The sequence below is a fragment of the Halorubrum amylolyticum genome (genome assembly GCF_004114995.1).
Lineage (GTDB): Archaea > Halobacteriota > Halobacteria > Halobacteriales > Haloferacaceae > Halorubrum > Halorubrum amylolyticum.
Window position 1 is genome coordinate 1 of the sequence record NZ_SDJP01000035.1, and the last position, 20,750, is coordinate 20,750.

The window sequence follows — 20,750 nt, forward strand, 5'->3', positions numbered from 1 at the left end:
TGAGAATCATCGCGAACCTCTGCTGCCAGTTCATACAGGCTAAGTTGTGCGCCTTCTATGAGATAGCAGCGAAATCAGTTCGGGCTAAACACGTACAGATTATCGATACCGACCACGTGGGTGATAGTGAAAATGACTGACCTTGAACGCGGTGCAATAGAGGTCAACTCGTTAGAAGAGATGCGAGAACGGGAAGCGAAGAAGCTGAAGCGGAAGCTGTACAGCGCTGGTTCGACCCACAAGTGCCCTGTCTGCGGCGAACCGTTCGACGAGGGGAGCTCGGGCTACCTCTGGCGAACACCACAGGATAGCGTTGACACGCGGGCGTGGGTCAGACAGTGTATCGGGAAACCGCCGGACTACATGAGCGAGAAGATAGAGGATTTCGACGACGATGGCGCTCCATTCGCCTTCGTACATAAAGACGAGCATATCGATGAGTGACGGAGAGACAGACGTTGAAACGGCGCTTGATGGGATCATTGAGGCAGTGAGGTACTGCGAGAACAACGGACACGACGATCTCTCCGATGAACTAAACGCTGTGTATCAGGAACTGGGCAAGCGGGAACTCGGCCAAGACGGCGAGAACACTAAACGCACAATCGAACGTGACTGCATGGAGTGCGGCCAGACAATCGAAATTACGGTCTACGAGGACGACACATACGAGGGAGGTCACTACTTCGGCGAATTCACTGTCCCTGATGAAGACAGCGAGGGAGAATACGAGAAGACAGGCGAGTAGGAAGGGCACGACGTGGTAAAATGGACTGGTGAGGAGGAATCGTACGAGTATTGGGAGTGCGACGACTGCTATTGTTCTACAGACCAATAGCCTTATTCTATTGGCCTATGTACCAATAGGTGAGGATGGCCTCACTGACCGACGACGACCTCGATGGCGTGAGCGAGGGGCGGAAGTACCCCGACGGGACCGTCGTCCGCGTGTTCTGCATGCGGACAGACCGTGACGCGTACCCGTCTGGATGGGCCTACAAGCTCCACTACGGCGCGACGGAGCCGGACCCGCCCCGCACGCTTGATGATGGGACGATTCGTCGGTACGACAACTCGCACGAGGACACCAAAGGGCACGAGCTGCACGTCGCACCGGACCCCGACCCAGACATCATCACGTTCCCCGGGATGGTCGAACTCTGGGAACGGTTCTGGAGCGAAATCCCGAAATCCGAGTTCGAGGTCAAGTGAGGCCATCACACCACGGTGATACCCATGAACGATACCACGCCGCCGCTGCACCCGATGGAGCGCGAACAGCTTCGCGCCGAATCAACCCTCGTCGTGACCGTGAAGTCGTCCAGTGAATTCCACGACGGCGTCACCGACGGGATCGAGGCACTCGAACAGGGAGACGCGGTGGATTCCACGCCGACGCTCTCGTTCACCAGCTACGATGATCTGATGGAGACGCTGACGCCGCGCGTCCTCGATCTCATCGAAGCCATCCGTCAGGAAGAACCAGCCAGCATCAACGAGACTGCACGGGTCGTTGACCGGGACGTGAAGAACGTCCACGAGGAACTCAGTCGGCTCGCCCAACTGGGCATCATCTTCTTCGAGGAAGACGGCCAGAGTAAGCGCCCGGTCGTCTGGTTCGACGAACTCGTCATCAACCTTCCATTCGATCCAGAGGCTGGCGACACGGTAGCCGCTGCTCCGTAAGTTCATAGCGAATTTTGTAGTCTGTGTGCAATACTGCACCGCGCGGGGCAAGATTTTAGGCTATGCACCACTTGGTGCAGAATAGAGAACAGGAACCTGATAGGAACTGTTCCTGAGACCGGCGACAACCCCGCAAGAAAATGACTCAAGATGACACGAACGACACAGAACCAACTTCCGGATTTGGCCCGCTTTCAACTACTGATCTACCGCGAGTGCGGCCGCTAGCGACGTGGGACCGCGAGAAGTGCTCGGTCAGGGATTTGAACCCTGGTCGTCGGCTGTCTTCCAAACCGGCGCGCCGTCGCGCCGCGTCTGCCGAAAGGCCAACATGATTGGCCGGACTACACCAACCGAGCGCAATTTCGGGTTGTGCCGCATCCGATTTAACTCTTCTTAACTCGCGGCACCGTGGGAGGCGTCGGCAGGGTCGCGTACCCCGATTCGCTCCGGTATCGGCGTGGCCACCTCGGCGAGCGAAACGCACGGCAGAGCCGGAGAGCGCCCGACCGCCACCGTCGTGGCCCGCGGCAGGCATAATAATATAGTACTATATAGTTATCTCTATTTTCGGGTGGATACAATCGCTCACAGCGCGTTACAGTCCCATACCTCCTTGGAAATGGCAATTAGAGCAGAATAGGGGGAGACATACTGGAGTATATATTTCGGATAGATTTAAGGGAGTTCGAGAGCGATGGTCGGATATGGAGACGAGGAAGGTGCAAGTCACCGGCGGATCGACGTACACGGTCTCGATTCCGAAGACGTGGGCGACCGACAACGGCGTCGAAGCGGGGACCGAGATCGAGTTCTACCCCGACGGCGACTCGCTGTTCCTCACGCCGCGCTCCGAGGAGGAGCGGACCCGCGGGACGCTCGACGTCTCCGACCTGTCGGGACAGGCGCTCACCCGTGCGGTGACGACGATGTACGTCAGCGGGTTCGATGTGATCGAACTCGAAGGCGCCGAGATCACCACCGAGCAGCGGTCGATGGTCCGCGAGGCGGTCCAGAGCCTCGTCGGGTTGGAGGTGTTAGAGGAGACCCGCGACCGGGTGGTCGTGCAGGACTTGCTCGACTCCTCGGAGCTGTCGATCCACAACGCGGTCACGCGGATGCGGCTGATCTCGCTGTCGATGCTCGAAGACGCCATCGCGGCGCTCTCCGAGCGCGATCACGACCTCGCGCGCGACGTGATCGGGCGGGACGACGACCTCGATCGGCTCTGGCTCGTCGTCTCGCGGATCTTCCGGGCGACCCTCCGGACGCCGAAGGCGGCCGAGGAGCTCGGGCTCCCCCGCGAGGAGTGTTTCGACTACCACTCCAGCGCCCGCCAGCTCGAGCGGATCGGCGACCACGCGACGAAGATCGCGCACCTGACGCTCAACATCGACGAACCGCTGCCCGACGACGTGGTCGAGGCGGTCAGCGAGCTTTACGGCGACGCGGTCGAGGTGATCGACACCGCGATGGACGCGCTGTTCGCCGACGAGAGCGACGAGGCGACCCGCCTCGCGAACGAGGCGCGCACCGGCGTCCGGGCGATCGACGAGCAGGTCCGCGCCATCGACGAGCTGCTCCGCGAGCTGGACCCCACCCGCGCGCAGCTGCTCGGGCTGGTCGTCGACTCCGTGCTCCGGTCGGCCGACTACGGCGGTAACGTCGCCGAGACGGCGCTCCAGAAGGCGGCACCGACGCCGTGATCTGACGCTTCTCGCACCGACGACGACCGCCGGTCGGATCGCAGCGGAGACGGGTTTTTTGGGCGTCGCCGTCGGACGGATCGGTATGCCAGAGATCGAACTCGGCGTGCCGAAGGGCGTCGTCGAGTCGCTACCCGAGGCGGACGGCACCGCAGAGCAGGACATGCGGCGAGCGATAGCCGGAATCCAGTCGCGGCTGAACAACGAGATCGCGGGCGCAGAGCCCGCGGAGGCGGCCGAGGTCGTCGCCGACGCGGTCGAGCGCATGGAGGCGCAAGCGAGCACGTACCACGAGTTCGTCCCGGAGCTGCGCGCGTGGGGACAGTCGCCGATCTACGCCATCGCGTGGCGAAACCTCTACGTGGAGCTCATCGGCCAGCTGTACGAACACGAGTGGCTCGGCGACGACCTTGACCGCGAGCGCAACTTCCGGCTCGTCGAGGACGGAATTCGGCTGTCCGATCTGTAGCGATCGTGCCACCGTCGACCCCGACGGCGCCGCCCGTTTTTAAGCCGCCGCGGCCCGATGAACGCGTATGGAACTCGAACTGCGGTTCTTCGCGACGTTCCGCGAAGCCGCCGGGAGGAAGACGGTCGCCGCGGAGTTCGCGGACGGCTCGACCGTCGGCGACGTGTTGCGGGAGCTGGAGGCGGAGTACGAGGGAATGAATGGCCGCCTGATCGTCGACGGCGGCCTCGCTCCGCAGATCAACGTGCTGAAGAACGGCCGCGAGGTGCTCCACCTCGACGAGCTCGACACGCCTCTCGATGACGACGACCGGCTGTCCGTGTTTCCGCCTGTGGCTGGCGGAGGAGGGACATGATCGACGCCGGAGACGGGAACGACGCCGGAGACGGGAACGACGCCGGAGACGGGAACGACGCCGGAGACGGGAACGACGCCGGAGACGGGAACGACGCCGGAGGCCGGAACGACGGGTCGGTCGACGACGCGCCCGAGTCCCACCCGCCCGCGGAAGAAGGCTGGGAGCGCAAGGAGGTCGCGTACCGAGGCATCTCGCGGCGCCTCGCGGCCCACTATCTCGTCAACCTCGGCGGCGAACTCGTCGGGACCGCCGATCCCGCGGAGGCGACTCGCGTCGACGGGGAGGGGTGGCGCGCCGTGCTCAGCGCCGAGACGGTGAAAGCCGCCGGCACCATCTCGCTCACGGAGGTGACCGCGTCGTTCGCGGGCGAGCCCGAGGCGCTCGCGGAGTTGCTCCCGAAGTACCGGCAGAAAGCGATGCGCGCGGGCGGGTGATGGTCGACGGCGACGCTCCCGACGACGATCGGTTCGACGGCAACTCCCCCGACAGCGACTCCCGGTCACCCGGCCCGTATCCGATCGAGGGGACGGCCCTCGTGAAGACGGCGGCGCTCGCGAGCGTCCCCGCCGAGCGCCTCCCCGAACTGCTCGCTCGGTTGCAGGCCGACCTCGGCCCGCGGATCGACGAGTACCGCCGGCGGTACGAGCGGATCGCGGCGGAGTCGGACCGCGAGACGTTCCTCGTCGAGCCCGACCACTGGGAGGGGGTCGCCGATCGGCTCGGGCTCTCGGACCGCGAGCGCGACGCCGTCGTCCGCGCACACGAGACCGCCGTCGAGCGCGCCGGTGGCGGCGACCGGCGGGCGGAGTTCGAGACCGCCCTGGAGATCCGGTCCGGCGTCGTGATCGGCGTGGCGGGCAACCGCGGCGAGGAGTGACGGAGGCCGCGGCGAGGAGTGTCGCCCCGTTGCGGCCACCGACGCCTTTTCGGCGTCCCGCGTGGACGTGACCGCATGCGACTCGCTCGCCTGCTCACGCCGGACGGACCGGTCTCGGGGCGCTACGAGGACGGAACCGTCGTCGCCGACGACGGCCGGTACGAGGTCGACCGCGACGGGCGGCTCCTCCCGCCCTGCGACCCGAGCGCGCTCTACTGCGTCGGCCGGAACTACGCGGAGACGCTCGACCAGATGGAGTACGAACGCCCCGAGGAGCCGGACTTCTTCATCAAGCCGCCCGCGAGCCTGCTCGCGCACGGCGAGCCGGTCCGGTACCCCGAGTGGACCGACGAGCTGACCTACGCCGGCGAGCTGGTCGCCGTCATCGACGAGCGGTGCCGCGACGTCGAGCCCGCCGACGTGCCCGAGATCGTTCGGGGATACACCGTCCTGAACGACGTGGACGCGCTCGACCAGCAGGGCCGGACCGCGCGCAAGGCGTTCGACGGCTCCGCGCCGCTCGGCCCGTGGATCGAGACCGACGTGGACCCGACGAACCTCGACATCTCGACGACCGTGGGCGGGGAACAGCGGCAGGACGCCAACACCGAGCTGATGCTGTTCGGTCCACACGAGGTCGTCTCGTCCCTCTCGAAGCGGTTCACCTTCGAGCCCGGCGACTGCATCGCCTTCGGGAGCCCGGCGAACCCGGGGCTCGTCGAGCCCGGCGAGCGCGTCGAGATCACCTACGAGGGCGTCGGGACACTGTCGAATCCGGTCGTCGACGGAGAGTAGCCGAGAACATTTTTAAGAGACGTGCGGTGGCGCGCGCCTCCGAGCGGCCGCCCCCGGCGGCCGCGAGGTGCGCGTGCGAGGGACGCGGCGAACGCGAGCGGCGAAGCCGCGAGCCGTGAGCCGCGAGGCTGGGGAGGTGTGAGGTGCGGTCCCGTGAGCGACCGACGGGAGCGAGCGGGGATCACGGCTGGGGCTTTGGCGGTGTTCATCGTCTCGTTGCCAGCCCCGACTCATTCCGGCTTCCGCATCGGCTGTGGCTCCCCGTAGGTGAGGGTCCGCCACACCCACTCGACGGGGCCGAACCGGAAGTACCGCAGCCACAGCACCGAGAGGACGACCTGCACCGCCCAGACGGCGACGACGAACCCGAGCTGTTCGACGCGGCTGACGGAGCCGAACAGCCCGAGCCCGTGGCCGTAGAAGACGGTGGTCGCGATCACCGTCTGGAGCAGGTAGTTCGTGAACGCGGTCCGGCCGACCGCGGCGAGCGCGCGGGTCACGGGACCGTTCGGCCGCCACCGCGCGAAGAGCGTGACGAGCCCGAGATAGCCGCCGGCGACGAGGAGGCTCCCCCAGTAGTTGAACTGCCGCCAGTACAGCGCGGCGTCGGCGCTCCAGTCGTTGGCCTCGATGTAGGCGACGCCGGCGACGACGATGCCGACGCCGACGACGCCGCCCGCGACCAGCCGCCGGTACAGCCGGGTCGAGCGCTCGCCCGTCAGCACGCCCCACCGGTACAGCGCCATCCCGAGGAGCATGATCCCACCGACGCGCCAGAACGTCGACCCGATGTACCCGGTGGTCTGGCGCTGGAACGAGGAGGGAACCCGATGGTCGAGCTGTTCGAGCCAGCCGCCCCGGTAGGTCGCGACCTCCTGTCGCAGCGCGGCCTCCGCAGGCGCCCACTGCCCCGCGATGGCGTCCCCGCCGAGGGTGACGGCTGCGAGCAGCTCCATCGTCGGCACGAAAAGCAGGAAGAGCCCGCCGAGCGCGGCGAGCTGTTTCGCCTCCAGGTCCCGGAAGACGATCAGGACGAGTCCGGTCACCCCGTACGCCACGAGGATGTCGCCGTACCACAGCAGGTACGCGTGCATGAGCCCGATCGCGATGAGAATCGCGGTCCGCCGGTAGTGAAGCCGCACCGCGGGCTGGCCCTTCTCCGCTTTGCTGTCGAGGAACAGCAGGATTCCGGCGCCGAACAGCGCGGAGAACAGCGTGATGAACTTCGACTGGCCGAAGACGTGGCCCGCGAACCACGCCCAGTAGTTCGCGCCGGTGAAGTCGCCGTAGACGGTCGGGTTTAGCAGGGTCGCCTCGGGCATCGTGAACACCCAGACGTTGATGACGAGGATGCCGAGCAGGGCAAGCCCTCGGAGCGCGTCAAGGGAGACGATGCGTTCGGAGGGCGGCGTCGGGCCGGCGTCGCGGGTCACGGGTTGGTTCTCGAAAGGGAACGCAGGACCGAATAGGTTCGGATAACGGGCGGGTCGTGGGAGTCCAGCCGGGCGGGCCGATCAATCCGGCCGGACCATCAGTCCAGCCGGGCGGACCATCAGTCCAGCCGGGCGGACCATCAGTCCAGCCGAACGGCCTCGCCGCGCTCCGAGGACCGGTAGATCGCGCCGATAACGCGCTGGACGGAGAGCGCCTCCTCGACCGTGTTGATGTCGGGCGCCTCGCCCGCGGCGACCGCCTCGAGGAACGTCGCCTGTTCGGCCGCGTGGCTGTCCCCGTCCCTCGTCTCGATCTCGGCGTCCGAGAAGTGGTGATGGTCCCCGTCGAAGGCGGTCGCCTCGTGGAGGGTGAGCTCGTCGCTCCCGCGGTCGAACGTCGCGCCGGCCTCCGTGCCGCGGATCACGAACTCGTCGTTCGTCGGCCGGTTCGTCGCCCACGCGACCTCCAGCGAGACGGTGTTGCCGTCGGCGTCGCGGATGAACGCCGACGCGGAGTCCTCCACGTCGAACCCGTCGGGGCCGTCGTCGTCGCCCCACATGTGGACGAACGCGTAGTCGTCGCGACCGCCGAACTCCGAGCGCGTCTCGCCGGACACCTCGACGACCTCGGGGTGATCGAGGAAGTAGAGCGCCAGATCGATCGCGTGGACGCCGATGTCGATGAGCGCGCCGCCGCCGGCGACCTCGCTGGACGTGAACCACGAGCCGCGGCCGGGAACGCCGCGCCGACGGACGTAGTTCGCCTCGACGTGGGTCGTCTCGCCGAACTGCCCCTCGGCCTGATACCCCTTCAGCACCTGGACGGGCTCCGCGAAGCGGTTGTTGAACCCGACCATACAGAACCCCTCGGCGTCGCGGGCGGCCTCGGCGATGCGCTCCGCGCTCTCGACGGTGTGCGCCAGCGGCTTCTCCAAGAGCACGTCGAGGCCGGCTTCCAGCGCCGAGACCGCGTACCCCTCGTGGAATCGGTTCGGCGTCGTGATCAGAACGGCGTCGCAGGCCTCGTAGAGGGCCGACTCGTCCTCGTAGGCGTGTACGTCGAACTCCTCGTGGAACCGCCGACGCGCGTCCGCGTCGACGTCCATCCCGCCGACGAGGTTCGCGCCGCGATCGACGAGCTTCGTCGCGTGGTGGTTCCCGATCCCGCCGAGACCGACGATGCCGACGGCAACGTCGTTCGCGTGAGTCATGGGCCGAGTTCACAACGAGTGTTGTTAAGGTTCACGCTCCGCCGGGGACGGGGCGATCGGCCCGAAATCGGGATCTCCAGAGAACGTCACGGAGCCGCCGCAAACGCGGCGAGGAGCACGTCGAGCAGTTCGATCAGGCGATCGATCGACTCCGCGCCGGCGCCGAGCCCCTCGGCGTCCGTCAGGAACCGCTCGATCCGCTCCGACTCCCGTTCCCACATGAACCTGCCGAGGACCCAGCCGCTCCCGAGGAGCGCGACCGTCGCCAAGAGCCGCGAGATGAGGAGGAGTCGCAGGAGAAGCGGGAGCAGCAGCGCCGCGGCCAGCGCGGCGACCACGTACGTGACGATCGACGCCGCCGACTCGCCGAGGCCCGGATCGACGATCCCCGCCCCCGAGAGGAGGACGAAGCCGCCGACGCCGAGGGCGAGTACCACCCAGACGAGGGTCGCGAGGAGTCGCACGTGGCCGTCGTACCCGGCGCCGGCGCTCTCCGGCACGTCGTCGTGGACCCAAGGGTTGCGCATACCCCACGTCGACCCTCCACCGATATATACCTCGTTTCAGATACCCGAAACGCGACCGGTGACGAGAATCCCGGCCGCGGTCAGCGTTCCCGCATCATCCGCTCGCTGGCCTGCGGCTCGCCCGGATCGGTGACGACCTCGATCAGGGACGGGCCGCCGTGATCCAACGCGGACGCGACCGCCTCGCCGACCGCGTCCCGTTCGGTCACCCGCTCGGAGCGGACGCCCATCCCCTCGGCGACGGCGACGAGGTCCAGTCCAGCCTCCGCCCAGCCGTACGCGCTCGCCGGAAGGTCGTACGACCGCGACGCCTCCTCGCTGATGATCGCGTAGTCGTCGTTGTTGAACGCGACGACGGTCACGTCGAGTCCCTCCGCGGCCAGCGTGTGCAGCTCGTGAACGCACATCATGAGGCCGCCGTCGCCGGTGAGCGCCACCACGTCGCGGTCGGGGTTCGCGAGCGTCGCGCCGATCGCCGACGGGAGCCCGGTCCCCATCGTCGCCCACGACCCCGGGTTCACGTACCGCGAGGGGCCGGCCGCGGGGAACGAGACGAGCGTCCACACCCGGGACCCACCCGCGTCCGCGGTGACGACAGCCTCGGACGGGAGCGCCTCGCGGACCTCGCGCAGGACCTCGACGGATCGGAGGGGATCGTCCGGGCCGCGCTCCTCGGCGAGCGCGCCGAATCGCTCGCGATCCGCAGATCGGACCGACTCGGCCCGCGCAGCGCCGGCCGAGCGGGGGGACGAGCCGGAGGGCTCGTCCGCCACACGAGCGTCCGCCGCTCCCTCCGCCAGCCGCTCTCCGAGCGCGCGCAGGAACCGGTCGGCGTCCGCGACGATCCCGAGGTCGGCCTCGTAGCCGAACCCGATGTCGTCGCCGTCGAGCGTGACGTGAACGAGGGTCTCGGGCAGCGACACCGACCACGAGGCGGTTGCGACCGCGTCGAGGTCGGAGCCGACGACGAGCCCGCGGTCCGCGTCGGCGAGGAGGTCGCGGAGCTCCGCGCTCGACCCGCCACAGAGCACGCCCGCGGAGAGGGGGTGCGTCTCGGGGAGCGTCCCCTTCCCCTTGTACGTCGTGACGACCGGAGCGTCGAGGCGCTCGGCGACCGCGCGGAGCGAGTCGCTCGCGCCCGCGCGCCTGACGCCGCCGCCCGCGAGGATCACCGGCGCGTCGGCCGCGGCCAGCAGGTCGGTCGCGCGCTCGACCGCCTCCGCGGGTGGCGCGGGCGGAGCGGCCGGCTCGCGCTCCCCGACCGCCGGCTGGGGCGTCCGGCTGGCGAGCGCGTCCTTCGGGATTCCGACCCGGACGGGTCCCTGCGGCGGCTCGCGGGCGACGCGGATCGCCTCGGCGACGGCGGGGACCGCGCCGGCGGGCGAGTCGACGAGGACGTTCTCCTTGACGACCGTGTCGTACGTCTCCGGGGGCGTCTCGTGGATGCCGTCGCCGCCGCGGACCTCGCGCTCCGTCTCGACCGCGAGGTGGAGGAGGGGAACGCAGTCGTTCAGGGCGTTCTTCAGCCCGTTCATCGCGTTCATGTCGCCGGGGCCGGGGACGACGATGGACGCCGCCATCACCCCGGGGTCGCTCGTCTCCGCGTACCCCCACGCCTGATGCGTCACCGCCGTCTCGTGGCGCGCGACGACGAACCGGGCGCCGCGCTCGCCGAGCGCCCGGTTCAGCGGGAGGGTCTGCTTGCCGGGTATCCCGAAGGCGACGTCGATCCCGCGGTCGAGCATGCAGTCGACGACCGCCTCGGCGACCGTCGGTGCGTCGACCGCGTCCGAACCCGTTCCGATCGGGGACTCGTCCGTACCCATACCGCGAGGTCGACGGACCGGGTGTTGAAACCTTCGACGGGGTCCGCTGGGGCGCCGGGCCGCCGGGCCGCCGCCACCGAGGCGTTCCCGCCGGCGGAGTGCCTCAGTCGTCGCCCGCGAGGTCGACGCCCGCCCCCGGGTCGTCGATGTACCGATCCGTCCACGTTCCCCGGGCGAACCACGCGACGCCGACGACCGCGCCGAGGACGTTCCCGAGCGCCATCCCCACCCAGATCCCCGTCTCGCCCCAGCCGGCGACGAAGACGAGGTAGGCCACGCTGGCGACTCGTCCGACCCAGAGGGTGAGGATCGAGATCACCATCGCGGTCTTCGTGTTGCCGGCCCCGCGGAACGCGCCGAGGATGACCTGCGAGACGCCGATGAAGGCGAACTCGACCGACCGGATCTGCACGTACTCGACCGCGTACGCGACGGTCGCGGCCGCGTCGGGCACGTCGCCGAGGAAGGCGCCGACGATCGGCTCCGTGAACGTCACGGCGACGACCGCGACGAGGAACATCACCCCGGCCCCGGTTGAGGCCGCGAGCTTGACCGAGCGCGCGGCGCGGTCCGCCCGGTTCGCCCCGAGGTTCTGCCCGACCATCGTGTCGATCGCGCGCCCGAGCCCCATCGCGGGGAGGAACACCAGCGAGATGAGCCGGTTGCCCAGCCCGTAGGCCGCGACGACGGGCGGCGAGAACGTGACCACCATCGCCGTGAGAGTGATCATCGCGAGCGCGCTGGTCGTCTGCTCGACGCTAGAGGGGAGCCCCAGCCGGAAGATGTCCTTGATGAATCCGAGATTCGGGCGGAGATGGCCCACCGAGACCGCCGGCCCCAAGCTCGTCCCGAACAACACCCAGATCCCGATCGCGGTGGCGACCCCCCGCGAGAAGATCGTCGCCATCGCGGCCCCCTCGATCCCGTAGCCGGTGAACCCGGTGGCCGCGAACAGGGCCTCCTGAACGCCGACGGGATCGAGCGCCGCGACGATCGGCACCCCCGCCAGCCACTCGAACAGCGGGTTCGCCGCGAACCCGAAGATGAGGAACGGGTCGAGCAGCACGTTCAGGAGCACCGAGACGAGCATCACCGCCATCGGCGTCCGGGTGTCCCCGTACCCGCGCATCAGCGCGGAGAACACGAAGAACCCGAACATCAGCGGGATGCCGGCGAAGATGACCTCCATGTAGTCGGCCGCTAGCGGGATCACGGTCGCCGCCGTGTCGGGGTCGCTCGGGAGGATCTCCAGCGCCGGGCGGGTGTAGAAGTACCCGCCGATCCCGATGAGCACCGACAGCACGGCGACGCTGAAGATTGTCTGGCCGGCGACGAGCCCCGCGGATCGGTCCCCGTCGGCGCCGGTGTACTGCGCGACGAGGATCGCTCCCGCAGTCGTGAAGCCGCCCGCGACCGCGATGAGCAGGAAGATCAGGGGGAACGCGAGGCTGATCGCGCCGACCGCCTCGGCCGACAGCCGCCCGAGGTACAGCGTGTCGACCACGTTGTACATCACCTGCAACAGCTGGATGACGACGATCGGCCACGCGAGCTGGAACAGCGGCCGGATCAGGCTCCCCTCGGTGATCGATTCCTCGGACACGCGTTCGTCGCCGTCACCGGAGGGGTCGGGATCGTCGCCGGGGCCAGAGGAGCCGGAAGCGTCGCCGGGGTCGGAAGAGTCGGAGGGCTCGTCGCTCACTGACTTATAAGCAGGCGCCTCGGTCTATCAGGCTTGCGATTCCGTGGGAGCCCGCCACAGGGCGTGTCAGGCGGGAACAGTCACCGATCGCCGCCGGAGTCGGCGTCGCCACCGGAACCGCTGCCGTCGACGGCGTCCCGCCCCGATGGCGACTCCTCGTCGGTCGCGGTCGCCTCCGCGGTCTCGTCCCCTCGCGCCCCGCCGGTCCCCCGGCCCCCGGGGTCGGGCTTGTCGCCCGCGCGCTGTCCCGGCGGCCGACCGTCCTCCGGACCGCCGACCCGCGCGACCCCGGAAGTGTCGTCGAAGACGAGGTGTCGGTGCGGGTACGCCATCTCCACGTCGGCGTCCGTGAGCCGCTCGCGGATACGGATGTTCACCTCCGACTGGACCTTCGCGAGCTTGTACGGCTTCTTCACCCAGTAGCGGAGGCGAAGGAGCACGCCGTCGTCCCCGAACTCGTGCAGGCGGCAGTCCGGACTCGCGGTGTAGCGCGCGACACCGACCCGGATGTCGGGGCCGCCGTCGATCACCGCCTCGCAGTCCCGCGCCGCGCGCTCGATGAGCCGGCGGGCCTCCGAGACGTCGCTCTCGTAGGTGACGAGCACGTCGATCGTCCGACGGGTGCGCTCGTCCTCGGCGGAGTAGTTGGTCACGTCGCGCTCGCGCATCGTCCCGTTCGGCACGACGATGAACGTGTTGTCGAGCGTGAAGATCTTGGTGTACCGGATCGTGATGTCCTCGACGAACCCCGTCGTCCCGTTCTCCAACTCGATCATGTCGCCGATCTCGAACGGCTGGTCCGCGAGGATGAACACGCCGTTGATGAAGTTCCCGACGAGCGGCGCGAGGATGATCCCGATCACGGCGGAGAAGACGGCGGTTCCAACGAGCAGGTCGGTGAAGCGGAAGCCGCCCGCCCAGAGGCCGACGAGCAGCGAGAATGCGATCGTCCCGACGCGGACACCCCTGACGATCGTCTGCGCGACGCTCTGTCTCGACACGCGACGCGCGACGGGCCGGCCGATGAGCCGCACGAGGAACTTCGACGCGAGGACGCCGATCGCGACCGACAGGATCACCAGCAGCAGTCGTCCGCCCGCGGAGCCGAAGACCCCGCGGAGCACGTCCGCGAACCGCGTGATCCAGTTCGCGATCGACGCGATCCCCCCGGACTGTGCCATAGCGAACCCGCGTCGCCCACCCGAAAAAGCGTTTCTCCCGGTGCCGAGATCACGGAGGGCTCCCGTCGATCACGCCCTTCGAGAAGGGGCGGCCGCGCCGCCCGATCCGCCTGTATTCGGCGGACGACCCCGACGTCACCGTCCTCGTGGCCGAGCAGTTCGTTCCGCCCGCGCTGGGCGAGCGACTCGCGGCGGCGGTCCCCGACTGGACGGAGTCGGCGGGCGTCTCGGAGAGAGGGGTGCTCTCCGGGGTTCCCATCCCGCACGGTCCGGACGCGCATCGCACTTTCCACGTCGCGACGGAGGACTCCCACGAGCGCCGCCTCGACGACGGGCGGGTCCCGCCGATGGAGTCGGGATTCCTCGACGGGACGAACGCGTCCCTGCTCGAACGGGGGATCGACTCGGCGCCGCTGGCGTCGTTCGCGGCCGAGGTGCGCCGTCACTACGAAGATCTGGCCGAGCGGATCGAGGAGCGCGAGCCCGACGGGGCCTACGATCGAATGTACATGTGAACCCCTATCGTAGCACGCGTCTCTGAAAACGCGTGCTACTCGACTCATAGTAAAAACATATATCGGAGGGCCGTTTCGACACGTCCATGACCGACGATCTCCGCGGCACGCTCGACCGCGTCGGGGACCGCTTCAACCTCGGCGAGTACGAGATCGACGCGTACCTGGCCGTGCTGGAACACGGCGAGCTGACCGCGAGCGACATCGCCGACCGGACTGAGATCCCGCAGCCGCGCGTGTACGACACGGTTCGAAGCCTCTCGGACCGCGGGCTCGTCGAGCTCCGCGAGTCGCGGCCGATGAAGATCGTCGCCGTCGACCCCGAGGACGCGTTCGGCGAGCTTCGCTCGTCGTTCGCGGAGATGGTCGACGAGCTGGAAGCCCGCTACACCGCGCCCACCCGCGAGACCGAGGCGGTATCGCTGGTGAAGTCGCGGTCGACGATCCTCCGGTACCTCGAAGAGGTGATCGCCGGCGCCGAGTACGAGCTGGCGCTCTCGCTCACACCGGGGCTCCTCCGCCGCTTTCGCGACGAGCTCGCGGCGAAGGTGCAGGCAGGCGTCAGCGTCGAACTCCTCGTCACGCCGGCGTCCCGGGCGCCGGACCCCGACGAGTTCGACTACCTGGAGGTCGCAACCATCGCCCGCGCGCGCCGCGGGATCACCACGCCGATCCTCGCGGTCGGCGACGGCGAGTACTCCGTGTACGCCACCCAAGACGCGCTCCGCGACGACCGCGAGCGGTACGGCGTCATCTTCAACCGCTCCGCGCTCGGCTTCCTCGTCTCCGGCTTCTTCGGCACCGTGCTGTGGACGACCGCCGAGACCCTCGCCGCCGACGGGGCCGCCCGCCCGTTCCCGCGCCGCTACGCCTCGATCCGCCGCGCGGTCAAGGACGTCCGCGAGTTCGAGGGCGAGACGTTCTACGCGACCGTCGAGGGGCGCGACATCGAGACGGGCGACTCGGTGACGGTGCGGGGCCGCGTCGTCGACCTCGCCTTCGAGGACACCGAGGAGGTGGCGTCGCTCACCGTCGAGACCGAGACCGGTCGGGTCGACATCGGCGGTCGCGTCGCCGCCCTCGAAGACGTCGAGGGACAGGAGATCGTCATCGGTCGCGACGAGCCGCCGGCGCTGTGATCGGCGCGCCGCTCGCCCCCGCCGGGGCGTCCCGCCCGCGCTGTGATTTTTTAACCCGCGCAGCCCCCTGATCCGTATGGAGTACACGACGCTGGGCGACACCGGGGCGACCGTGAGCCGGCTCGCGCTCGGCTGCATGAGCTTCGGGAGCGAGCACGAATGGATGCTCGACGAGGAGGAGGGCAGAGAGCTGATCGAGCGCGCGATCGATCTGGGAATCACGTTCTTCGACACGGCGAACGTCTACTCGAACGGCGAGAGCGAGGCGATCCTCGGCGACGTGCTCGCCGAGTACGACCGCGACCGGTTCACCGTCGCCACCAAGGTGTACGGGCAGATGGACGAGTCGAATCCGAACTCCGGCGGGCTCTCGCGGAAGGCGATCGAACAGGAACTGGACAACAGCCTCGATCGACTCGGCATGGAGACGATCGACCTGTACCAGATCCACCGCTGGGATTACGACACGCCGATCGAGGAGACGCTGGCGACGCTCGACGACGCGGTCCGTCGCGGGAAGGCGCGGTACGTCGGCGCCTCCTCGATGTGGACCCACCAGTTCGCCGAAGCCCTCCATACGAGCGACCGCGAGGGGTGCGAGCGGTTCGTCACCATGCAGAACCTCTACAACCTCGCGTACCGCGAGGAGGAGCGCGAGATGGTCCCCCTCTGCGAGAGGGAGGGCATCGGGATGATCCCGTGGAGCCCCGTCGGCGCCGGCTACCTCGCGCGCCCCTACGAGCAGGACGACGCGACGACCCGCGGGGAACACGAGACGGCGCTCGGACGCCCGTACCGCGAGGGGGGGGGGGGGCGAGGAGATCAACCGCCGGATCGAGGAGCTGGCCGACGAGAAGGGCGTGCGGATGGCCCAGATCGCGCTCCGGTGGGTGGCCGGCAAGGAGGTCGTCGACGCCCCCATCGTCGGCACCTCCAGCGTCGAACACCTCGAAGACGCCGTCGAGGCGCTCGACGTCGACCTCTCGGAGTCGGACGTGGAGTGGTTAGAGGAGCCGTACGAGCCGGTTCGCGTCTCCGGCCACGAGTGACGCCGGAGGGTCAGCCTCGGAACCGCGCGACGGCACCCCTGTGCCGCCGTAACACACTTAAGACCCCGCTCTATACTCACACCCAGTGGCTTCCCGACAGGGCGGGCCGGGAGACGCCGAGTCATCCCGTCCCGGATCGACGGAGCGTCGGACCGCGTCCACGACCGCGCCGGCGGGGTCTCGCCGGCGGGCGGCGACGAGATCGGACTCCCTCCCACACGGACCCGACACGGACGCCCCCCGCACTCGGTCTTCCAGAGCGGGGAAACGCCCCTCGGCCGGCAGAACGCCCGAGGACCCTCCCGTCCGCGATCCCGGGCGTTACGCCCTCACCGATCACTTCCGCGAGCGACTGGAACAGCCGGGGCGATACGTCTCGACCCGGACCGTCAGCGACGCGATCCGGCGCGGACAGCTCCGCTGGAACCGGACCGACGGCTGGCGGTTCGCCCTCGTCGACGGCGGGGTCCGGTTCGTCGTCGTCGTGAGTGACACGGAGACGAACTCCCCGGTCGTCGTCACCGGCTGGACCGAGATGGCCGACCGCGAGGCCGCCCTCGACGCCCCCCGGTGGGACCCCGTCGACGTCGACACCATCGCCGTGCGGGCGGCGCTGAGCGAGTCCGCCTCCACGCCGATCCCCGACCGAATCCGGCCTCGGACCGTGACGCGCCCCTTCGTCGTCGGCGAGCACCGGCTCGAAACGGAGCCCGGCGAGCCGTTCGTCCGCTGTACGGCCTGTGGCTGTCGGTTCCGCTCGAAGGACGCGATCACCGGCCGCGCCTGTCACGGTCGCTCCGGTCGGTAGTCGGGGTCGTTCCGGTCCGCACCGCCCCCGCCCCCGCCCCCGCCTCCGCCTCCGCCTCCGTCCGCGGACGCTATCCATTTCCCCCTCGCGACCGAACTGAAGGTAATGACCAACGACTCCGGCGATCCCGCTCCCGACGCCGGCGAGCCCGCCGGCGGCGATGCTTCCAATTCCGCCGCAGCCGACGACTCCGGTACGGACGCCGGTTCTCAGGACGACGCCGCCAAGGAACTCTCGCTCGACCGGTTCCACGAGGCGTTAGAGGCCGAGGAGCGACCGGTTGCGACCGCGAGCGAGGTCGCCCGGCGGCTCGGTACCACGCAGGCGGCCGCGCGCGACGCCCTCGCGGCGCTCGTCGACCGCGGCGACGTGGACCGGCTCGACGTCGAGAGCGACCCCGTCGTCTTCTACCCGTCCGACTGGGGGCGGCTGGCGACCCGCGAGCGCGTCGTCGCGTTCCCGGACCGGCGGGAGATCGTGGTCGACCGGCCGACGCAGTTCACCCGCGCGCGGCTCTCGCAGTTCGCGCACCTCGTCGACACCACCGGCACCGAGCCCGGGACGCGGGGGTACCTCTACCGCATTCGGCAGGAGGACGTGTGGGCCGCGCCGTTCGAGGACGCCGACGGCCTGATCGCGAGCCTCCGCTCGGTGCTCCCCCGCCGGTTCGACCACCTCGAAGAATGGGTCCGCGACCAGTGGCGCCGCGCGCACCGCTTTCGGTTGTACACCCACGAGGACGGCTACGTCGTCTTGCAGGCCGCCTCCGAGAGCCTGATGGGCAACGTCGCGGACCAGCATCTCGACGACGACCACCTCCGGGCGCCCATCTCCGAGACGGAGGCGTGGGTGAACGAGGACGCCGTCGCCGGCGTCAAGCGCGCCCTCTACGACGCCGGGTACCCGGTCGAGGACGACCGCGACCTCGACGTGGGTGACCCGGTCGACGTCGACCTGACGACCGACCTCCGGGCGTATCAGGAGACGTGGGTCGAGACCTTCCTCGACGCGCGCTCCGGGGTCTACGTCGGTCCGCCGGGCTCCGGCAAGACCGTCGCCGCCATCGCGACCATCGCGGCGGTCGGCGGCGAGACGCTGATTCTCGTCCCCTCCCGTGAGCTCGCCGGCCAGTGGCGCGAGGAACTGCTCGAACACTCCACGATCGACCCCGCCGACATCGGACTGTACCACGGCGGCCAGAAGGAGATCCGGCCGGTGACGATCGCGACCTACCAGATCGCCGGGATGGACCGCCACCGAGCCCTGTTCGACTCCCGGAAGTGGGGGTTGATCTGCTTCGACGAGGCCCACCACATCAGTGCTCCGGTCTATAGCCGCACGGCCGAACTCCAGACCAAACACCGGCTCGGCCTCTCGGCCACCCCCGTCCGCGAGACCGGCAGCGAGGAGGAGATATACACCCTGATCGGCCGGCCGATCGGCGCGGACTGGGACGCCCTCTTCGACGCCGGCTTCGTTCAGGAGCCGGAAGTCGAGATCCGGTACGTCCCGTGGCGCGACGAGATGGCCCGCAACGAGTACGCCAGCGCCGACGGGCGGGAGCGACGCCGGCTCGCGGCCGAGAACCCCGCGAAGATCGAGGAGATCCGGTACCTGCTGGCCGCTCACCGCGACAAGAAGGCGCTCGTGTTCATCGAGTACCTCGATCAGGGCGAGGCGATCGCCGACGCGCTCGGCGTCCCCTTCATCAGCGGCGAGACGCCGCACCGCGACCGCGCGGAGCTGTTCCGGCGGTTCCGCGAGGAGGGCGGGGAGAACGGGGTGGGGGAGGGAGACGGAGCGGGCGAGGGGGACGGAACGGGCGAGGGGGACGGAGCGGGCGAGAGAGCCGGCTCCTCCGCGGGCCGCGATGGCGACGACATCGACACGCTCGTCGTCTCCCGCGTCGGCGACGAGGGGATCGATCTCCCGAACGCCGAGGTCGCGATCGTCGCCAGCGGCCTCGGCGGCTCGCGACGACAGGGCTCGCAGCGCGCGGGGCGCACCATGCGGCCGGCCGGCTCCGCGCTCGTGTACGTCCTCGCGACCCGCGGGTCGAGCGAGGAGGAGTTCGCTCAGCGGCAGATGCGGCACCTCGCGCGCAAGGGGGTTCGAGTGCGGGAGACGAACGTCGCGGAATAGCGCGCTCGGACCCTTCACTCCGGTCTCTCGGCCGCGGGGCGTCCGTTCGAGCGACGCAGGTACCGGCGGTTAGTGACGGACCAGCTAGTGACGGACCAGCTAGTGACGGACCAGCTAGTGACGGAACAGGTGGATCGCGTGTTCGTCGCGCAGGAGACAGAAGCGCGCCCCGTCGTTCTCCGGAAACGTGGTTCCCGTCTCTCGGGTCGTGAACAGTCGGTCGAACGGGGCGTCACACACCGGGCAGGCCACTCCCTTTCGGTTCTCCCAGAGGCTCGTCGCGCCCGAGTCCTTGAGCTGTTTCAGCGCGTGACGGTGGTCGTGCACGTCGAAGCGCGGCATGCGTCGAGGTCCGCGAGCCGGCAGTTGAACGTGACCCCGCGAGTATCAGCGGTGATTCCGCTCGCGCTGCTGCGCTACTGCGCTACTCTTCTACTCTTGGCCCCGGTCGTCCGGAAGCCGAACGCGAGCGAGGTCGAGGGCGGCCTCGTCGCCGGTCCTGACGTACTCGCCGAGCGCGTCGGCGGCGTGGACGAGGGCGTCGGCGTCGACCGGCGGCACGTCGCCGGTGAGCGCCTCGACGCGTTTGGTCCGGTCCCGGAGCCGTTCGAGGATCGCTCGGGCGGGACCGATCCGCGAACGGGGGTCCTCGCCCGCGACGGAGACCGTGGAGGCGGGGGCGTCGGCGGCGCTCCCGTCGCCGCCTTCGGCGTGATCGGCCTCGTCGACCACTTCGGCCTCGTCGACCACTTCGGCCTCGTCGAACTCGTCGAGGAACGCGAGGAGGTCGGTCCGGTACTCGTCGACCGCGCGGACCGCCGCCAGCCCCCGCGCCTCGCGGAGGGTATCGGGGACCGTCTCGGTCGCGGGCCGGTCGCCGCCGTCGGCGCCGGCGAGCAGCGCGAGGAGATACTCTCGGTCGCGGTCGGATGGATCGCGCAGCCGGTCGTACAGGTCGACCGCCTCCAGCAGCTCGCGGGCGGCGAGGTACGTGTCGTCGAGGGGGAGCAGCTCGCCGCCGCGGATGAAGCCGCGCTTGCGGGCGTACTCGCGGAGGTCGGCCTTGAGGTCCTCGACACCCTCCTCGGGGAGCGTCCCGCGTGCGTCTCCGAACCGAGCGCGGTGCGCGCTCAGATCGAGGGTCGCCGGCGCGTCAGTGTGGGCGGTCCTGTCGTCGACGCCCACGCTCCTGAGGCCCCCGCAGTCGGGGCACTCGACCGACCCCGTCTCGTAGTACGACCAGCGCGCGCCGCATTCCCGGCACTCCCGTTCGCCGCGGACCTTCATGCGACCCACTTCGTCGCGTTCGGCGTAAGGGCTGTGGGT

21 protein-coding genes, 1 tRNA gene and 2 pseudogenes are annotated in these 20,750 nt (G+C 69.1%); 15 read left to right on the forward strand and 9 right to left on the reverse strand.

Annotated elements, in window-relative coordinates:
* Window positions 1–132: 132 nt before the first annotated feature.
* The 4 genes from ESO89_RS16010 to ESO89_RS16025 all read left to right on the forward strand — a co-directional run bounded on the left by ESO89_RS16010 (window position 133) and on the right by ESO89_RS16025 (window position 1,686).
* The gene (locus ESO89_RS16010) at window positions 133–444 is read left to right on the forward strand and encodes a hypothetical protein (protein ID WP_128906439.1); all 312 of its coding nucleotides are present in this window, start codon (window positions 133–135) and stop codon (window positions 442–444) included.
* Window positions 437–748 carry a hypothetical protein gene (locus ESO89_RS19090; RefSeq protein ID WP_241686270.1) on the forward strand — a complete coding sequence of 104 codons (312 nt, stop codon included), beginning with the start codon at window positions 437–439 and terminating at the stop codon, window positions 746–748. Before ESO89_RS16010 ends, ESO89_RS19090 begins: the two co-directional genes overlap by 8 nt.
* A 125-nt stretch (window positions 749–873) precedes the next feature.
* A complete protein-coding gene (locus tag ESO89_RS16020; RefSeq protein ID WP_076611042.1) occupies window positions 874–1,212 on the forward strand; it encodes a toxin-antitoxin system TumE family protein in 339 nt (112 codons plus the stop codon).
* Window positions 1,213–1,236: 24 nt separating this feature from the next.
* Window positions 1,237–1,686, forward strand: coding sequence for an HVO_A0114 family putative DNA-binding protein (locus tag ESO89_RS16025; protein ID WP_241686271.1), 450 nt, complete (start codon window positions 1,237–1,239; stop codon window positions 1,684–1,686).
* A 248-nt stretch (window positions 1,687–1,934) separates the two neighbouring features.
* Here the strand turns inward: ESO89_RS16025 and ESO89_RS16030 are convergent.
* Window positions 1,935–2,045, reverse strand: a tRNA-Glu gene (locus tag ESO89_RS16030).
* A gap of 348 nt (window positions 2,046–2,393) precedes the next feature.
* Between ESO89_RS16030 and ESO89_RS16035 the strand changes: the two genes are divergently transcribed.
* The 6 genes from ESO89_RS16035 (at window position 2,394) to ESO89_RS16060 (ending at window position 5,891) form a co-directional block, all read left to right on the forward strand.
* Window positions 2,394–3,392, forward strand: a complete 999-nt coding sequence (locus ESO89_RS16035) for a phosphate signaling complex PhoU family protein (RefSeq protein WP_128906440.1) — start codon at window positions 2,394–2,396, stop codon at window positions 3,390–3,392.
* Between the two features lie 85 nt (window positions 3,393–3,477).
* Window positions 3,478–3,861, forward strand: coding sequence for a hypothetical protein (locus ESO89_RS16040; protein WP_128906441.1), 384 nt, complete (start codon window positions 3,478–3,480; stop codon window positions 3,859–3,861).
* A 67-nt stretch (window positions 3,862–3,928) separates the two neighbouring features.
* On the forward strand, window positions 3,929–4,216 hold the full coding sequence (locus ESO89_RS16045; RefSeq protein WP_128906442.1) for a ubiquitin-like small modifier protein 1: 288 nt from the start codon (window positions 3,929–3,931) through the stop codon (window positions 4,214–4,216).
* On the forward strand, window positions 4,213–4,653 hold the full coding sequence (locus tag ESO89_RS16050; RefSeq protein ID WP_128906443.1) for a hypothetical protein: 441 nt from the start codon (window positions 4,213–4,215) through the stop codon (window positions 4,651–4,653). The genes ESO89_RS16045 and ESO89_RS16050 overlap by 4 nt, the downstream gene beginning before the upstream one ends.
* Window positions 4,653–5,096, forward strand: a complete 444-nt coding sequence (locus ESO89_RS16055) for a hypothetical protein (protein WP_241686272.1) — start codon at window positions 4,653–4,655, stop codon at window positions 5,094–5,096. Before ESO89_RS16050 ends, ESO89_RS16055 begins: the two co-directional genes overlap by 1 nt.
* Window positions 5,097–5,171: 75 nt before the next feature.
* Window positions 5,172–5,891, forward strand: a complete 720-nt coding sequence (locus tag ESO89_RS16060) for a fumarylacetoacetate hydrolase family protein (RefSeq protein ID WP_128906444.1) — start codon at window positions 5,172–5,174, stop codon at window positions 5,889–5,891.
* A 230-nt stretch (window positions 5,892–6,121) separates the two neighbouring features.
* Here the strand turns inward: ESO89_RS16060 and ESO89_RS16065 are convergent, their stop codons facing one another.
* The 6 genes from ESO89_RS16065 to ESO89_RS16090 all read right to left on the reverse strand — a co-directional run bounded on the left by ESO89_RS16065 (window position 6,122) and on the right by ESO89_RS16090 (window position 13,771).
* Window positions 6,122–7,324 (reverse strand): DUF418 domain-containing protein, encoded by a 1,203-nt coding sequence (locus tag ESO89_RS16065; RefSeq protein ID WP_128906445.1) that lies wholly within the window; start codon window positions 7,322–7,324, stop codon window positions 6,122–6,124.
* Between the two features lie 140 nt (window positions 7,325–7,464).
* A complete protein-coding gene (locus tag ESO89_RS16070) occupies window positions 7,465–8,535 on the reverse strand; it encodes a Gfo/Idh/MocA family protein (RefSeq protein ID WP_128906446.1) in 1,071 nt (356 codons plus the stop codon).
* Between the two features lie 86 nt (window positions 8,536–8,621).
* Window positions 8,622–9,062, reverse strand: a complete 441-nt coding sequence (locus ESO89_RS16075; RefSeq protein ID WP_128906447.1) for a hypothetical protein — start codon at window positions 9,060–9,062, stop codon at window positions 8,622–8,624.
* A gap of 80 nt (window positions 9,063–9,142) precedes the next feature.
* The gene (locus ESO89_RS16080; protein WP_128906448.1) at window positions 9,143–10,888 is read right to left on the reverse strand and encodes a thiamine pyrophosphate-binding protein; all 1,746 of its coding nucleotides are present in this window, start codon (window positions 10,886–10,888) and stop codon (window positions 9,143–9,145) included.
* A gap of 103 nt (window positions 10,889–10,991) precedes the next feature.
* A complete protein-coding gene (locus ESO89_RS16085; protein WP_128906449.1) occupies window positions 10,992–12,590 on the reverse strand; it encodes an MATE family efflux transporter in 1,599 nt (532 codons plus the stop codon).
* Between the two features lie 80 nt (window positions 12,591–12,670).
* The gene (locus ESO89_RS16090) at window positions 12,671–13,771 is read right to left on the reverse strand and encodes a mechanosensitive ion channel family protein (RefSeq protein WP_128906450.1); all 1,101 of its coding nucleotides are present in this window, start codon (window positions 13,769–13,771) and stop codon (window positions 12,671–12,673) included.
* Between the two features lie 56 nt (window positions 13,772–13,827).
* On the opposite strand from ESO89_RS16090, the pseudogene ESO89_RS16095 reads away from it, so the two are divergent.
* The 5 genes and pseudogenes from ESO89_RS16095 to ESO89_RS16115 form a co-directional block, all read left to right on the forward strand.
* Window positions 13,828–14,286: pseudogene (locus ESO89_RS16095) on the forward strand (PAC2 family protein); the annotation flags it as partial.
* A gap of 86 nt (window positions 14,287–14,372) precedes the next feature.
* Window positions 14,373–15,425 (forward strand): HTH-type sugar sensing transcriptional regulator TrmB, encoded by a 1,053-nt coding sequence (trmB, locus tag ESO89_RS16100; protein ID WP_128906452.1) that lies wholly within the window; start codon window positions 14,373–14,375, stop codon window positions 15,423–15,425.
* 76 nt (window positions 15,426–15,501) lie between these two features.
* Window positions 15,502–16,474: pseudogene (locus tag ESO89_RS16105) on the forward strand (aldo/keto reductase).
* Between the two features lie 85 nt (window positions 16,475–16,559).
* A complete protein-coding gene (locus ESO89_RS16110; protein WP_128906453.1) occupies window positions 16,560–17,282 on the forward strand; it encodes a hypothetical protein in 723 nt (240 codons plus the stop codon).
* 105 nt (window positions 17,283–17,387) lie between these two features.
* Entirely contained in the window at window positions 17,388–19,424 is a 2,037-nt protein-coding gene (locus ESO89_RS16115) for a DEAD/DEAH box helicase (RefSeq protein WP_128906454.1), read from the forward strand.
* Window positions 19,425–19,538: 114 nt separating this feature from the next.
* Here the strand turns inward: ESO89_RS16115 and ESO89_RS16120 are convergent, their stop codons facing one another.
* Window positions 19,539–19,766, reverse strand: coding sequence for a DUF7385 family protein (locus ESO89_RS16120; protein WP_128906455.1), 228 nt, complete (start codon window positions 19,764–19,766; stop codon window positions 19,539–19,541).
* Between the two features lie 90 nt (window positions 19,767–19,856).
* Window positions 19,857–20,711 carry a DUF7117 family protein gene (locus ESO89_RS16125; protein ID WP_128906456.1) on the reverse strand — a complete coding sequence of 285 codons (855 nt, stop codon included), beginning with the start codon at window positions 20,709–20,711 and terminating at the stop codon, window positions 19,857–19,859.
* Window positions 20,712–20,750 lie beyond the last annotated feature (39 nt).